Source organism: Delftia acidovorans NBRC 14950, assembly GCF_001598795.1.
GTDB classification, from domain to species: Bacteria; Pseudomonadota; Gammaproteobacteria; order Burkholderiales; family Burkholderiaceae_C; genus Comamonas; species Comamonas acidovorans.
On the sequence record NZ_BCZP01000001.1, the window covers coordinates 129,534 to 143,272 of the forward strand.

The 13,739-nt window shown below is 68.2% G+C and carries 14 protein-coding genes; 6 read left to right on the plus strand and 8 right to left on the minus strand.

The features are described from left to right. Positions 1 to 56: 56 nt before the first annotated feature. The 7 genes from DA1_RS00550 to DA1_RS00580 form a co-directional block, all read right to left on the minus strand. A complete protein-coding gene (locus tag DA1_RS00550; protein WP_012207207.1) occupies positions 57 to 719 on the minus strand; it encodes a DUF799 domain-containing protein in 663 nt (220 codons plus the stop codon). 1 nt (position 720) lies between these two features. Beyond that, positions 721 to 1,095, minus strand: coding sequence for a DUF4810 domain-containing protein (locus tag DA1_RS00555; protein ID WP_034396835.1), 375 nt, complete (start codon positions 1,093 to 1,095; stop codon positions 721 to 723). After that, the gene (locus DA1_RS00560) at positions 1,092 to 1,772 is read right to left on the minus strand and encodes a CsgG/HfaB family protein (RefSeq protein WP_034396833.1); all 681 of its coding nucleotides are present in this window, start codon (positions 1,770 to 1,772) and stop codon (positions 1,092 to 1,094) included. The genes DA1_RS00555 and DA1_RS00560 overlap by 4 nt, the downstream gene beginning before the upstream one ends. A 97-nt stretch (positions 1,773 to 1,869) precedes the next feature. Then, positions 1,870 to 3,588: a single-stranded-DNA-specific exonuclease RecJ gene (recJ, locus tag DA1_RS00565; protein WP_034396831.1), complete on the minus strand. Its 1,719-nt coding sequence runs from the start codon at positions 3,586 to 3,588 to the stop codon at positions 1,870 to 1,872. 10 nt (positions 3,589 to 3,598) lie between these two features. Next, positions 3,599 to 4,597 carry a phosphoglycerate mutase gene (locus DA1_RS00570; RefSeq protein ID WP_034396830.1) on the minus strand — a complete coding sequence of 333 codons (999 nt, stop codon included), beginning with the start codon at positions 4,595 to 4,597 and terminating at the stop codon, positions 3,599 to 3,601. Positions 4,598 to 4,663: 66 nt separating this feature from the next. Then, entirely contained in the window at positions 4,664 to 5,989 is a 1,326-nt protein-coding gene (locus DA1_RS00575) for a sulfatase family protein (RefSeq protein WP_034396828.1), read from the minus strand. Positions 5,990 to 6,033: 44 nt separating this feature from the next. Continuing rightward, entirely contained in the window at positions 6,034 to 7,056 is a 1,023-nt protein-coding gene (locus DA1_RS00580) for a tripartite tricarboxylate transporter substrate binding protein (RefSeq protein WP_034396826.1), read from the minus strand. Between the two features lie 143 nt (positions 7,057 to 7,199). Between DA1_RS00580 and DA1_RS00585 the strand changes: the two genes are divergently transcribed. The 3 genes from DA1_RS00585 (at position 7,200) to lolD (ending at position 9,730) form a co-directional block, all read left to right on the plus strand. Beyond that, positions 7,200 to 7,706 (plus strand): MarR family winged helix-turn-helix transcriptional regulator, encoded by a 507-nt coding sequence (locus DA1_RS00585; protein WP_012207200.1) that lies wholly within the window; start codon positions 7,200 to 7,202, stop codon positions 7,704 to 7,706. 61 nt (positions 7,707 to 7,767) lie between these two features. Next, positions 7,768 to 9,021, plus strand: a complete 1,254-nt coding sequence (locus DA1_RS00590) for a lipoprotein-releasing ABC transporter permease subunit (RefSeq protein ID WP_034398918.1) — start codon at positions 7,768 to 7,770, stop codon at positions 9,019 to 9,021. Next, the gene (gene lolD / locus DA1_RS00595; protein ID WP_013800885.1) at positions 9,014 to 9,730 is read left to right on the plus strand and encodes a lipoprotein-releasing ABC transporter ATP-binding protein LolD; all 717 of its coding nucleotides are present in this window, start codon (positions 9,014 to 9,016) and stop codon (positions 9,728 to 9,730) included. The genes DA1_RS00590 and lolD overlap by 8 nt, the downstream gene beginning before the upstream one ends. Before the next feature lie 21 nt (positions 9,731 to 9,751). Here the strand turns inward: lolD and DA1_RS00600 are convergent, their stop codons facing one another. Further along, a complete protein-coding gene (locus DA1_RS00600) occupies positions 9,752 to 11,218 on the minus strand; it encodes a methyl-accepting chemotaxis protein (RefSeq protein ID WP_034396822.1) in 1,467 nt (488 codons plus the stop codon). Between the two features lie 214 nt (positions 11,219 to 11,432). Here DA1_RS00600 and DA1_RS00605 point away from each other — a divergent pair, with 214 nt between their 5' ends. The 3 genes from DA1_RS00605 to DA1_RS00615 all read left to right on the plus strand — a co-directional run bounded on the left by DA1_RS00605 (position 11,433) and on the right by DA1_RS00615 (position 13,705). Then, on the plus strand, positions 11,433 to 12,254 hold the full coding sequence (locus DA1_RS00605) for a TatD family hydrolase (RefSeq protein ID WP_034396820.1): 822 nt from the start codon (positions 11,433 to 11,435) through the stop codon (positions 12,252 to 12,254). Positions 12,255 to 12,329: 75 nt separating this feature from the next. Then, on the plus strand, positions 12,330 to 12,875 hold the full coding sequence (locus DA1_RS00610; RefSeq protein WP_012207195.1) for a DNA-deoxyinosine glycosylase: 546 nt from the start codon (positions 12,330 to 12,332) through the stop codon (positions 12,873 to 12,875). A 20-nt stretch (positions 12,876 to 12,895) separates the two neighbouring features. After that, the gene (locus tag DA1_RS00615; protein WP_034396819.1) at positions 12,896 to 13,705 is read left to right on the plus strand and encodes a class I SAM-dependent methyltransferase; all 810 of its coding nucleotides are present in this window, start codon (positions 12,896 to 12,898) and stop codon (positions 13,703 to 13,705) included. Positions 13,706 to 13,739: the final 34 nt, after the last annotated feature.

Genomic DNA, 13,739 nt, shown 5'->3' on the forward strand with positions numbered 1-13,739 from the left:
GGGAGGAGCGGGGATGCAGGCCGGCGTGCAAGTCAGCGCCGGCCTGCAGGCCTTCGTCAGTTGCGCGGCTTGCCGTAGTCGGGCGAGCGCGGGCCTGGCAGCAGTCCGCGCTGCGCCATGGGCGACAGCAGGCGCTGGTTGGCGATGGAGGCGATCTGCACGCTGCGGTCGTTCATGGTGTCCAGGATCTGGTTGAGCAGTGCCGTCACCAGGATGCCGACCAGTCCGCCGCCTGAGCTTTGCCCTTCGGCGCTGGAGGCCGTGGCACTGCCATCCCACAGCTGGGTGCCGGTGCGCAGGTCCACCAGCCTGGCCTCCAGCGTGACCACGGAGGCGCTGCTGATCACCGCATAGCTGGTGCCGTAATTGCGGATGTTCAGGTACAGGGCCGCATCGGCGCCAAAGATTTCACGGAGCTTGGCCACGGGCAGTTCCTGGGCGTCGTCTGCGCTGACGATGCCGTTCTGGCGGAACATTTCCTCGGTGACAGCCACGGGCAGAACGTAGTAGCCGGCCTCGGCCAGCGGCAGCGTGATCTGGGACAGCACGCCCGCCGGTGCATTCACTTCCGGGGACTGGTTCAGCGCAGGCATGACCAGGATGGATGCAGGCTTGGATGCCCGCAGCGCCGCATAGTCATAGGGCGCGGTGGTGGCGCACCCGGTCAGCGCCACGGTCATGGCAAGAGCCAGGGTCTTGATGTGATCGGTCAGGCGCATGTCAATTCTTGCGGGCCGTGAAGGTTTGCAACAGCGTGTCCATGAAGGTGGCGGACTCGGGGAAATGCTGTTTTTCCTCGGCCAATTGCTCCACCGTCTTTTCGTTGTTGCCGGTCCGGGAATAGAGCATGGCCATATGGGCGCGGTAGCCGGGCGGCAGCGCCTTTCCCTCGGCCTGGACCTTCAGGCGGGCTTCTTCCAGCTTGAGCAATTGGTCCTCGGCGCCGGTACTGCCGTCGTCCTTGAGGTATTGGTAGACCTGGGGCTGGTAGTCATTCCAGGCATACAGCGGCTGGCGCGGCGCAGCGCAGCCGGCCAAAGTGGCGCAAATGGCCAGCGCGGCCAGGGCCGCTGCCGAATGGATGGGGCGCTTCATTGCGCGGGCTTCCATGCGCCGCTGTCAATGCCGGCTGCCAGCTTGTCCACGGCTTCGCGGATGGCCAGATCCAGTACCTTGCCGTTGAGCGTGGAGTCATAGCCGGCCGTGCTGCCGAATCCCACGATTTCGCGGTTCGACAGGCTGTATTCGCCGGCACCCTGTACCGAATAGACGACTTCGGAGGTCTGCACCCGGACGATGTTCAGGCTGACCTTGGCATAGGCCACCTGCTCCTTGCCACGGCCGAGCACGCCGAAGAACTGGCGGTCCCCGACCACCTTGCGGCCGAACTCGCTCACGTCGCCGGTCACGACGTAGGTGGCGCCCTTGATCGCTTGCTCCTGCTTGTTGAAGCCCGCTTCCTGGCGGGTCTCGGACATGTTGTCGCGGTCCAGCACGCTGAATCGGCCGCTTTGCTGCAGGTGGGTTACCAAGATGGTTCTGGCCTGGCCACCGAGGCGATCGACGCCGTCCGAGAAAATGCCGCGCTGAAAGCTGGAGCGGTTGTCGAATTTGCCCACGGAAATGGGGCTGCGCGTGCCTTGATAGGCGCTGGATGCAGAGGCAGGCTTGGCCGTTTCAAGCGTGCGCGATTGCTCGGTGGTGGAGCAGCCGGAAAGGCCGGCGGCCAGGGTGATGGCAATGGCCGTGCAAGGCCACAGGCGAGAGGTCATGAGTATTTCCCCGGTTTTCTTGGAATGAATTTGCAATAATTTGTTGCAAAAACCGGGGATATTAACCGAGGGGCGCCGTGAATGGCGCCCCGGGTCTCTAGGACGCGTCCGAATGCACTCCCTCGATCAGGAATTGCACCTTGCGCTCTCCGCGCCATTCATTGATGTCCATGCGAAAGGCAATGCACGCCGAGGGCGGCAGCGGGTCGGTATGGCCGAACCAGATTCCGTCCACGGTTTCGCCCTGATGGCGCAATTGCAGTTTCAGGTGCTTTTCACCGACCAGGCGCTGTGACAGCACTTCCAGTTGCTCGCTGAAGGTGGGGGGGGCAAAGCCCTGGCCCCAGACCGCGAGATTGAGCTGCTCGACCATTTCGGGCTTGCGGAAATCCGGGTCCAGCGGTCCGTCGGTCTCTATGCGGCGCGTCAGCGTGGCTGCGTCCAGCCATTCCTGTGCCACCTGGGCCAGGGCCTTCTCGAATACCGCGAAACCGGCCTCGGCAATGGTGCAGCCGGCCGCCATGGCGTGGCCGCCAAAGCGCAGCAGCAGGCCGGGGTGGCGCTTGGATACGAGGTCCAGCGCGTCGCGCAGGTGAAAGCCGGGAATGGAGCGGCCCGAGCCCTTGAGTTCATGCTCGTGCCCCGGCGCGCCGCTGGCGGCGAAGACGAAGCTGGGCCGGTGCATGCGGTCCTTGATGCGCGAGGCCACGATGCCGACCACGCCCTCGTGGAAGTCCGGGTCGAACACGCTGATGGCGGCCGGCGGCGTCATGCCGTCCTCGCACAGGCCTTCGGCCATGAGCAGGGCCTGCTCGCGCATGCCGCCTTCCAGTTCGCGGCGTTCGCGGTTGATGGCGTCCAGCATCTGCGCCAGGTTGGCGGCGCGGCCCGCATCGTCCGTGGTCAGGCACTCGATGCCGATGGTCATGTCGGACAGCCGGCCTGCAGCATTGATGCGCGGGCCCAGGGCAAAGCCGAAGTCGAACGTGGTGGCCGCAAAGGCCTTGCGGCCAGCGGCTTCGAACAGGGCCAGCAGGCCCGGCTGCATCTGGCCACGGCGGATCTGCTTCAGGCCCAGGGCGACCAGGCGGCGGTTGTTGGCATCCAGCCGCACCACGTCGGCCACCGTGCCCAGGGCGACCAGGGGCAGCAGGGCCTCCAGCCGGGGCTGATTGGCCTTGTCGAAGCGGCCGCGCGCGCGCAGCTCGGCACGCAGAGCCAGCAGCACGTAGAACATCACGCCGACGCCGGCCATGGACTTGCTCTCGAAGCTGCAGCCGGGCTGGTTGGGGTTGACGATGGCATCGGCCAGCGGCAGGTGGTTGCCGGGCAGGTGGTGGTCGGTGACGACCACCTGCAGGCCCAGGGCCTTGGCCTCGGCCACGCCTTCGACGCTGGCAATGCCGTTGTCCACGGTGACCATCACCTCGGCGCCGGTTTCCTTGACGCGGCGTGCGATGGGCGGCGTCAGGCCGTAGCCGTCCACCACGCGGTCGGGCACCAGGTAGCTGACCTCGGTCGCGCCCAGCATGCGCAGGCCGCGCCAGCCCACGGCGCAGGCGGTGGCGCCGTCGCAGTCGTAGTCGGCCACGATGCACAGGCGCAGGCCGCGCTCTATGGCGTCGGCCAGTAGCCGCACGGCGGCCTCCATGCCCAGCAGGCCCGAGGGGGCCAGCAGGCGTGCAGGGGTGTCGTCCAGTTCGTCGGCGGAGCACACGCCGCGTGCGGCGTAGAGCTGGGCCAGCAGCGGGTGGACGCCGGCCTGGCGCAGTGCCGAGGCCTGCTGCACAGGGATCTCGCGGGGGATGATTTTCATGGGCAATGTGTCAGAGCATGCGGCCCAGGTCGGGCAGGGCGCGGGGGCCGAAAAGGCCCGTCAGCCTGTCCAGCCAGCGCGGCGGGCGGCTGCTCCATGCGATGGCATGGCGTTCGCCGCACAGCGTCAGCGTGAGCGGGTGGCCTGCGCGCACGCGCTCCAGCAGGCGGGCGATGAGCCCGGCGTCCAGGGCCTTCCAGGCCTCGCGCCACGCAGCGGGGTTGCCCTGCAGGGCTGCGGCGTGAAGGTCGTCCAGGCATTGCACGGCGGCCTTGGCGCCGGTGGCCGTGCCGGGCTGCAGGCGCCCGGCGCCGTGGACCCAGAAGGCGTTGATGGGCACCTGGCCGCGCGCGGCGCGGGCATCGTTGAAGACATGGGTGTAGAGCAGCATCTGCACCTCGCTTTGCAGGCGGTGCAGGGCGCGCGCCTGCTGCGCATCGGGCAGCCAGGGCCGCACGTCGCGGCCAATGACGCGGTCCATGGAGGCCGTGGCCAGGTCATCGAACAGCGCACCGCGCGCCAGCCAGCGCTGCGGCTGCTGGTACTCCAGCACGATGCCGTCGTCAGCGAACCAGGGCGCCAGCAGGGCCAGCAGCTGGCGGGATTCCTCATCGCTGAGGGGTGTGGTGGCGGGATCGCTCTGGTGCACCTGGTCTGCGCCTATGTGCCAGTGGCAGGGCGTGACATAGGCGCAGGCCTGCGCCGTCTCACCGGCCTGCCAGGCGGCCCAGGCAATCAGGCCCGGCACATCGGGCAGGCCCAGCGAGCGCGCCAGGGCGCGTTCGTGGGGGGGAGAAAAATCCATCTCCGTGCCGGTCTGTGCGGGCGCGGGCTGCATCAACGCCAGCAGGGATTGGAGATGGGGCAGCTCCAGTCCGCCCCAGACGGCCGCGACGGCAGCGTCATCCGCTGCATCCGAGGACGGACCGCCGGCATAGGGAATGATCCATTCGGTCGTTTCCTCCAGCGGGGCTTGGGTGGAGGACACCAGGGGCGCGGTCAAAAGCATGGCCGCTATTGTCGGGCATGGGGTGCCGCAGTGCCGGCGCCTTCGTTTTTCCCCTTGGAGCGCGGTTCAGCGCTGGGGCATGTCGCGGGCCGAAGAGACCAGGCTGACCGTGGCGTCCTCGGGGATGGGCGGCATGCCCTGGTTCCAGTCTTCCCAGGCGCTGCGCATGGCGGCCAGACGCTCGGGCGCGCGCGCTGCCTGGTTGGCGCGCTCGCGCTCGTCGGCCGCAAGGTCGAACAGGTAGTCGATGCCGTCCATGCGCAGGTACTTCCAGTCGCCGTCGCGCAGCGCGCGCTGGCCGCGGTGCTTCATGCGCCAGTGCAGGGTGCGTGGGAATTCGGCATATTCGGCCCGCAGCACGGGCAGCAGCGAGATGCCGTCCAGCGCATGGCCCTCTGGCGCCTGCACGCCGGCGGCATCCAGCACCGTGGCCGACCAGTCCATGCTCATGCAGTGCTGGGGGCTGCTGCGGCCCGGTGCGATCACGGCCGGCCAGTGCGCAATCCAGGGCACGCGTATGCCGCCCTCGGTCAGGTCCATCTTGCCGCCGACCAGGGGCCAGTTGTCGGAGAAGCGTTCGCCGCCGTTGTCGCTGGTGAAGACGATGAGGGTGTTGTCCAGCTGCCCGTTGGCGCGCAGCGCCTCGACGATCCAGCCTATGCCTTCGTCCATGTGGTGGATCATGCGGCGGTACTGGTGGATGTTGCCGCCGTCCAGGTGGGCAATGCCCGCGCCCAGGGCCTCGGCCGTGCTGCGGTCATCGCGCGTTTCCCAGGGCCAGTGTGGCGCCGTGTAGTGCAGGCTCAGGAAGAAGGGCGCATCGCCTTGGGCCATGCGGTGGACGAAGTCCACGCTGCGCTGCGACAGCAGGTCGGTCAGGTAGCCCTCGTCATGGTGTTCCTCCTCGCCCACCCACAGGTCGTGCTGGCCCGAGCTGCTCAGGTGGGTGAAGTAGTCCACGCCGCCCGACATGGGGCCGAAGTATTCCTCGTAGCCCGAGCGCAGCGGGCCGAAGTGCGGCGGGTAGCCCAGGTGCCATTTGCCGATCAGCGCCGTGCGGTAGCCCGCATCCCTGAGCATGGAGGCCACGGTGGGCATGTCCGGCGGCAGGCCCAGCTTCTCGCCCAGCGGCGTGCCGCGTGTCTTGCTGTTGATGGGCTCCTCGGCCGCACCGCGCAGGCGGTACTGGTAGCGCGCCGTGGCCAGGGCAAAGCGCGTGGGAGAGCACACGGGCGAGTTGGCATAGCCCTGGGTGAGCCTGAGGCCGCCGGCGGCCAGGCGGTCAAGCACCGGGGACACCGCTCCGAAGTCGGCCGCGCGGCCGCCGTAGCAGCCGAGGTCGGCATAGCCGAGGTCGTCGGCCACGATGAAGAGGATATTGGGACGGGACATGGAAATGCGCTCTGTGCAGGGTTGTGGGCGGGAAGCGGCGGCGCTCATTCCATCTTCATTCCAGTGGACTGGATCACGGTCCGGTAGCGGTCGGCCAGCGCCTGTATGCGTTCGGCGGCGGCCGGGCCGGTCAGGCCTTCGTAGAACAGGTCGTTGGCGCGCATGCGCTCGCGCAGGGCCGGATCCTTCATGGCCTTTTCCAGCGCGGACTGGATTCTTGCGACCAGGGGCTCGGGCGTGGCGGCAGGCACCCACAGGGCGAACAGCACTTCCTGCTCCAGGTCCTTGTGGCCCAGCTCGCCCACGGTGGGCACGCCGGGCACCAGCGGGTTGCGCTGGCGCGTGGTCACGGCCAGCGGCACGACCTTGCCGGCCGCCACCTGGCCCAGCATGGCCGAGGAGCTGATGATGCCGCCGTCCACCTCGCCCGCCAGCACGGCCGTGCTGGCCGGGGCGTTGCCCTTGTAGGGCACGTGGCTGACCTTGGCGCCCGTGGCATGGGTCAGGATGGCCGAGGCCAGGTGGCCCGGCGTGCCGTAGCCGGCCGAGCCCAGCGTCAGGCCGCTTCTCTTGCCCTGGGCGATGAACTGGTCCAGGGTCTTGAGGCCGGTGCGCGGGTTGACGGCCACCATCATTCCCTGCGAGGCAATCATCATCACGGGGCGCAGGTCCGTGCCCTTGAACGGCATGCTTTTGTAGATGAAGGGATTGACGGTGAAGGTCGTGTCGATGCCGACCAGCAGCGTATAGCCGTCGCCGGGTGCCTTGGCCGCGTTGTCTGTGCCGATGTTGCCGCCCGCGCCGGGCCGGTTGTCCACGACGAAGGGCTGTTTGAGTTCACGCTGCAGTACCTCGCCCAGGCTGCGCGCCAGGATGTCGGCGGCGCCAGCGGGCGCGAAGGCGACGACGATGCGCACAGGTTTGGCGGGCCAGGCCGCGGCATCGGCGGCCGCATCGGCCCGGGCGCCAGCGCCGGAGCCCAGGCCCAGCAGAAGGGCCAGGCCGGCCCGCAGCAGCGGGCTGCGCAAGGCATGGGTGGCATGGGTGGCTTGGAACAGGGAAAACATGGTGGCGAACTTTCTGCACTGCGGGGGCGCCGGGCTTTGCGAGAATCCCCAGGCCGGCTCCGGACGGTGGCTCCCGTTGTCTCCTTTCCGGACGGGGCCACTGTAGAAGTCCCCGCAGCAATTGATCTAATCAACTGTTCCCCGTGAATACCCGTCCCGCTCCCACCTCCATCCAGCAGATGCTGCTGTTTCGCATCAACCGCTACTTCGGTGCAGCGGGCGGCGTGGCCATGCGCATGTGCGAGGCGCATTTCGGCATCACGCGCCGCGAGTGGGGCGTGATGGCCACGGTGGCTGCCAACGAGGGCCTGCTGTCGTCGGAGCTGGCCGAACGCGCGCAGCTGGACCGCGCACGCACCTCGCGCGCCCTCAGCGGGCTGGAGGAAAAGGGCTGGGTGCAGCGCAGCCCCATGCCTGGCGACCGCCGCCGCGTGGCCGTGTCGCTGACGGCCGAGGGGCGGCGCATGTACGGCCTGATCCTGCCGCGCATGGCCCAGATCCACCTGGACCTGGTGTCCGTGCTCAGCGACGAGGAACTCGCACAATTCGATACCTTGCTGGCCAGGCTGCAGCGCCATGCGCTGACGCTGGAGGCAGAGGGCCGCTACGACGCCCTGCCGCGTGTGGACCGCGGACGGCACCGGCGCTGACACGCCGACGGCAAAGCCTGCCGCCATGCAGGGCCTGTGGGCGATGACACAATGCATGCCCATGCAATTTCCCTACGAACTGGCCGTCGGCTGGCGCTACACCCGGGCGGGGCGTGCCACGCGCCGCAACGGCTTCATCTCGTTCATCTCCGGCGTCTCCATGCTGGGCATCGCCCTCGGTGTGGCGGCGCTGATCATCGTGCTCAGCGTGATGAACGGCTTCCAGAAGGAAGTGCGCGACCGCATGCTCAGCGTGGTCTCGCACATCGAGATCTTCGCGCCCCAGGGTGCGGCGCTGCCCGATCTGGAGCGCACCATGCGCGAGGCGCGTGCCAACCCCGACGTGCTGGGCGCCGCCCCCTTCGTCGCGGCCCAGGCGCTGCTGGCGCGTGGCGAGGACATGAAGGGCACCCTGGTGCGCGGCATCGATCCGGCGCGCGAGGGCGAGGTCACCGACGTGGCCGCCACCAATGCCGAGGTGCTCAAGCACCTGGTGCCTGGTGAATTCAACGTGGTGCTGGGCGTGGAGCTGGCGCGCTCGCTGGGCGTGCGCCAGGGCGACATGGTCACGCTGATCGCCCCGGGCGGCCAGGTCACGCCGGCCGGCGTGGTGCCGCGCCTCAAGCAGATGCATGTGGCCGGCACCTTCGACTCAGGCCACTACGAATACGACTCGGCCCTGGTGATGATGCATTACGAGGACGCGCAGCGCCTGTTCCGCCTGGAAGGGCCGACTGGCATCCGCCTGAAGCTCAAGGACCTGCACGAGGCACCGCGCGTGGCCATGGAACTGGCCCACACCATCACCGACCGCCTGCTGATCCGCGACTGGACCCAGCAGAACCGCACCTGGTTCGCGGCCGTGCAGCTGGAAAAACGCATGATGTTCATCATCCTCACGCTCATCGTCGCCGTGGCTGCGTTCAACCTGGTGTCCACGCTGGTGATGACGGTGACCGACAAGCGCGCCGACATCGCCATCCTGCGCACGCTGGGCGCCTCGCCGTCCAGCATCATGGGCATCTTCATGGTGCAGGGCGCCATGGTGGGCGTCATCGGCACCTTCGCAGGCCTGCTGCTGGGCCTGGGCATCGCCTTCAACATCGATGTCATCGTGCCGGCCATCGAGCGCCTGCTGCACGCCAACTTCCTGCCCAAGGACATCTACCTGATCAGCAAGATGCCCAGCGATCCGCAGTACAGCGACATCATGCCCATCGCCGTGATCTCCCTGGTCCTGGCCTTTGTCGCCACCATCTATCCCAGCTGGCGCGCCAGCCGCGTGAACCCCGCCGAGGCGCTGCGCTATGAATGAAGTGAATGTGATGCCCGGTTTCGAAGTGTCCCAGCAGGGCGCCGTGGTCCTGGATGCGCGCGGCCTGACCAAGCGCTTTGCCGAAGGCCGGCTCAACGTGCAGGTGCTGGCAGGTGTCGATCTGCAGGTGCGTGCGGGCGAGACGCTGGCCATTGTCGGCGCCTCGGGCTCGGGCAAGAGCACGCTGCTGCACCTGCTGGGCGGGCTGGACGCCCCCACCAGCGGCAGTGTCACCCTCAAGGGCGAGCCCCTGCATGAACTCAGCGCCCAGAAGCAGGGCGCGCTGCGCAACAGGCACCTGGGCTTCATCTACCAGTTCCACCATTTGCTGCCCGAATTCAGCGCCCAGGACAACGTGGCCATGCCGCTGCGCATACGCCGCGACGACAGGGCCGAGTGCATGGAGCGCGCCGCGCGCATGCTGGCGGCCGTGGGCCTGGGCGAACGCATGCTGCACCGTCCGGCCGAACTGTCGGGGGGCGAGCGCCAGCGCGTGGCCATTGCCCGCGCCCTGGTCACCCAGCCGGCCTGCGTGCTGGCCGACGAGCCCACCGGCAACCTGGACCGCAGCACGGCCGACACCGTGTTCCGCCTGATGCTGGAGCTGGCGCGCAGCCATGGCACGGCCTTCGTCATGGTCACCCACGATGAGCAGCTGGCGGCGCGCTGCGACCGCATGGTGCGCCTGGTGCAGGGCCAACTGGCCTGACCGGCAGGCCTGAGTCTGGACTCAGGCCATGCGCAGCAAGGTGCCCGGCAGGCGCTGGGCGCCTACGGGAAGCACGGCCGCTGCCGGGGCCGACTTGATCTGCGGCGCAGCGGGAACGATGGATGCCGGCAGCGGCTTGCGCTGCGCCTGGTCCCTGGATGCATCCGCGACGGCCGCGCTCTGCGCCGTCAGGTCGGCCGTCACCTCGCGCAGGCGTGCCGACTGGGCCATGGACGCCTGCACCACATCGCCCATGATGGCCGTGACCTGGTGCGAGGAGTCCACGATCTCCTGCATGGTGCCGCCGGCCTGGCGCACCTGATTGGCGCCCAGTGCCACCTGCTCCACCGAGGTGTGGATGAGCTGCTTGATTTCCTTGGCGGCGGCGGCACTGTTCTGTGCCAGTGCCCGTACCTCACCCGCCACCACGGCAAAGCCCCGGCCCTGCTCGCCTGCGCGGGCCGCCTCCACGGCAGCGTTGAGCGCGAGGATATTGGTCTGGAAGGCGATGCCGTCCATCACGCCGATGATGTCGCTGATCTTGCGCGAGCTGGCGCTGATGGACTCCATGGTGCCCATGACCTCGTGCACCGTGCGTCCGCCCTGCTCGGCCACCAGGCAGGCCTGGCGGGCCAGTTCGTTGGCCTGGCCTGCGTGCTCGGCGCTTTCGCTCAGGCCCTGCATGGCCTCGCCCAGGGTCTGCGCGGCCGTGAAGCGGCGCGTGATATCGCGGGCGTACTTGACCACCTTGAACGGCCGGCCATCGGCGTCGAGGATGGGGTTGTAGCTGGCCTCGATCCAGACCTGGCGGCCGTGCTTGCCGATGCGCAGGTACTGGCCCGCATCGTGCTGGCCGCTGGCCAGCTTGCGCCAGAACTGCGCGTATTCGGGGCTGTGGCGTTCATGGGGCTGGACGAACATGCTGTGGTGCCGCCCCGTGACCTCATCCAGCGTGTAGCCCATGGCCTGCAGGAACAGGCGGTTGGCATGCAGGATGTTGCCCTGCAGGTCGAACTCGATGATGGCCTGCACCTTGGAGATGGCGGCCAGCTGGCCTTCGGCGTCGGCGTTGCGGCGCTGCTGCTCGGTGATGTCAGTGGCGTACTTCACCACCTTGAAGGGCTTGCCATGGCGATCGAAGATGGGGTTGTAGCTGGCCTGCAGCCAGACATCGCGCCCGTCCTTGGCAATGCGGCGGTAGCGTCCCGCGTCGTGGATGCCATTGCCCAGGCGCTGCCAGAACGCGGCGTACTCGGACGACTCGCTCATCTGGTGGTCCACGAACATGCGGTGGTGCTGGCCGATGACCTCGCCTTCCTCATAGCCCATGGTGTCCAGGAAGTTCTGGTTGGCGGCCAGCACATGGCCTTGCAGATCGAACTCGATCACGGCCTGGGACTTGTGGATGGCTGCCAACTGCCCATCCAGTTCCGCCTGGCGGCGTGCGCCACCCAGGTCCAGGATCCGACTCCATGCTGAGCGCTTCATGGGAAATTCCTCTCTCCAAAGAATGCCTGCCGGTGTTGCGAGAGCTCGACGCGGGGGTGTAAATGTTTCTTTATGTATTTATATGGACCGCCAAGTGTTTCGGGTATTGATTTTGTCAAACGGAGCCAGCTCGCAATAAGCCCAGGGTTTGCCCTTGGTTTTCGCATTGCCTGCCTCTGGCGGGCCGGGTGCAGGCCGGTGGCATGATGCGGCCATGCCCGCCTGGATAGACACCCATTGCCACCTCGATGCCCCTGAATTCGATGCCGACCGCGATGCCGTGCGCGCGCAGGCGGCCGAGACAGGCGTTGCACATCTGGTGATACCGGCCGTGGCGCGCGAGCACTGGGACACGGTGGTGGCGCTGGCGCGGCGCCATGGCGACAGCTATGCGCTGGGCATCCATCCGCTGTACACGCCCAATGCCCGCGAGCAGGACATTGCCGCATTGCGCGAGACGCTGGCGCGGTTGCGCGGCGATGCGCAACTGGTGGCCGTGGGCGAGATCGGCCTGGACTTCTTCGTGCCCGGGCTGGATGCGGACCGGCAAATCTGGTTCTACGAGCAGCAGGTCGCGCTGGCGCGCGAGTTCGACCTGCCCGTCATCCTGCATGTGCGCAAATCCAGCGACCGGCTGCTCAAGACCCTGCGCGCACGGCCTGTGGCGGGCGGCATTGCCCATGCCTTCAACGGCAGCGTGCAGCAGGCCCAGGCCTTCATCGACCTGGGCTTCAAGCTGGGCTTTGGCGGGGCCGTGACCTATGACCGGGCGCTCAAGCTGCGCGAGCTGGCAGCCGCCCTGCCGCTGGATGCGCTGGTGCTGGAAACCGATGCCCCCGACATTCCGCCGCACTGGCTCTACACCACGGCCGGGCAGCGTGCCCAGGGCCAGGCCCAGGGCCGCAACACGCCGGCCGAGCTGGCACGCATTGCGGACGTGATTGCGCAGTTGCGCGGCATCACGCCCCAGGCCCTGGCCGAGGCCACGGGCCGCAACGCGCGTGCCGCGCTGCGAGGCCTGCCCGCCATGGCCTGAACCAGGCTTGCGCGGAACCTGAACCTGAGCGGTCTTGCCACCCGCTGCCAGCAGCCCGGCGACCGCTGGGCGACAATGCCGGCCATGTCCTTGACCGTTCCCGACCTGCCGCCCCCCGGCGCCCCGCGCTGGCAGGGCCTGGCGCCGGTGGCCGATGCGCGGACCCGGGCCCTGGTGCTGGGCAGCTTTCCGGGCCTGCGATCGCTGCAATTGCAGCAGTACTATGCCCATCCGCAAAACCAGTTCTGGCCCTTGCTCCAGGCCCTGTGGCCCGGGCATCCGCAGCCCGGCCGAGACGACTATGCGGGCCGCTGCGAATGGCTGCTGGCCCGCGGCCTGGGCCTGTGGGACGTGTATGCCAGCTGCGAGCGCGAAGGCAGCCTGGACAGCGCCATCCGCGCGGCCGAGGTGAATGATTTCGTGGCGCTGCGCACGCATTGCCCGCAGCTGGCGCTGGCCCTGCACAACGGTGGCGAGAGCTACAAGCACGCCGGCCGCACGCAGGCCCTGGGCCTGGCCGCCGTGAAGCTGCCATCGACCAGCCCGGCCAACGCGAGCTGGAGTTTCGCGCGCAAGGTCCAGGCCTGGCGCGAGGCGCTGGCTGCCCATCAATTGCTCTGATTTTTTTGACTGTTCCCGACGTGATACGCAAGACCCGCGGCGCCGCCAAGGCAGCCCCATCCTCTTCCTCCAGCGCCACCACCGCCGCAGACCTCGAGTTGCCCGAAGTCAGCGTCTCCGACGATGGCGATGTGCGCCACCTGCACCTGGGCACGCCCTGGATCCAGGGCTCCATGCGCATACGCGAGCCGTTCGAGATCGAGCTCGAATACGTGCAGCGCATGATGGGCTGGCTGCTGTTCATGGAGCCCGCCAGCGTGGCCGGCCGCCATGCCATGCAGCTGGGCCTGGGCGCCGCGGCCATCACCAAGTTCTGCCACAAGAAGCTGCGCATGCGCACCACGGCCATCGAGCTGAACCCGCAGGTGCTGGCCGTGTGCCGCAGCTGGTTCAAGCTGCCGCCCGACAGCGACACGCTGCGCGTGGTGCTGGCCGATGCGGCCCAGGAAATCCGCAAGAGCCAGTGGCTGGGCACGGTCGATGCGCTGGCCGTTGATCTCTATGACCACGATGCGGCCGCGCCCGTGCTGGACAGCGCCGAGTTCTATGCCGATTGCCGCAATCTGCTGACCGAGGACGGCATCATGACGGTCAACCTGTTCGGCCGCACCTCCAGCTACGAGCGCAGCCTGGCGCGCATGGCCGAAGCCTTTGGCGAAGAGGCCATGTGGGCCTTCCGCCCCACGCGCGAGGGCAACACCGTGGTGCTGGCCCAGCGCACGCCGCGCGCGCTCGACCCCGCTGCGCTGCAGGCTGCCAGCGCCCAGGTGCAGGCCCGCTGGGACCTGCCCACCACGCGCTGGCCCAAGATCTTCGTGCGGCCCTGGTAGAGCCGCCCTGGTAGAGAGCGGCTGGTCGGGCAGT

Coding starts and splice junctions, on each gene's coding strand:
- DA1_RS00550 (WP_012207207.1), bottom strand. CDS start 719: ATGCGCCTGACCGATCACATCAAGACCCTGGCTCTTGCCATGACCGTG.
- DA1_RS00555 (WP_034396835.1), bottom strand. CDS start 1,095: ATGAAGCGCCCCATCCATTCGGCAGCGGCCCTGGCCGCGCTGGCCATT.
- DA1_RS00560 (WP_034396833.1), bottom strand. CDS start 1,772: ATGACCTCTCGCCTGTGGCCTTGCACGGCCATTGCCATCACCCTGGCC.
- recJ (WP_034396831.1), bottom strand. CDS start 3,588: ATGAAAATCATCCCCCGCGAGATCCCTGTGCAGCAGGCCTCGGCACTG.
- DA1_RS00570 (WP_034396830.1), bottom strand. CDS start 4,597: ATGCTTTTGACCGCGCCCCTGGTGTCCTCCACCCAAGCCCCGCTGGAG.
- DA1_RS00575 (WP_034396828.1), bottom strand. CDS start 5,989: ATGTCCCGTCCCAATATCCTCTTCATCGTGGCCGACGACCTCGGCTAT.
- DA1_RS00580 (WP_034396826.1), bottom strand. CDS start 7,056: ATGTTTTCCCTGTTCCAAGCCACCCATGCCACCCATGCCTTGCGCAGC.
- DA1_RS00590 (WP_034398918.1), top strand. CDS start 7,768: ATGCAATTTCCCTACGAACTGGCCGTCGGCTGGCGCTACACCCGGGCG.
- lolD (WP_013800885.1), top strand. CDS start 9,014: ATGAATGAAGTGAATGTGATGCCCGGTTTCGAAGTGTCCCAGCAGGGC.
- DA1_RS00600 (WP_034396822.1), bottom strand. CDS start 11,218: ATGAAGCGCTCAGCATGGAGTCGGATCCTGGACCTGGGTGGCGCACGC.
- DA1_RS00605 (WP_034396820.1), top strand. CDS start 11,433: ATGCCCGCCTGGATAGACACCCATTGCCACCTCGATGCCCCTGAATTC.
- DA1_RS00610 (WP_012207195.1), top strand. CDS start 12,330: ATGCCGGCCATGTCCTTGACCGTTCCCGACCTGCCGCCCCCCGGCGCC.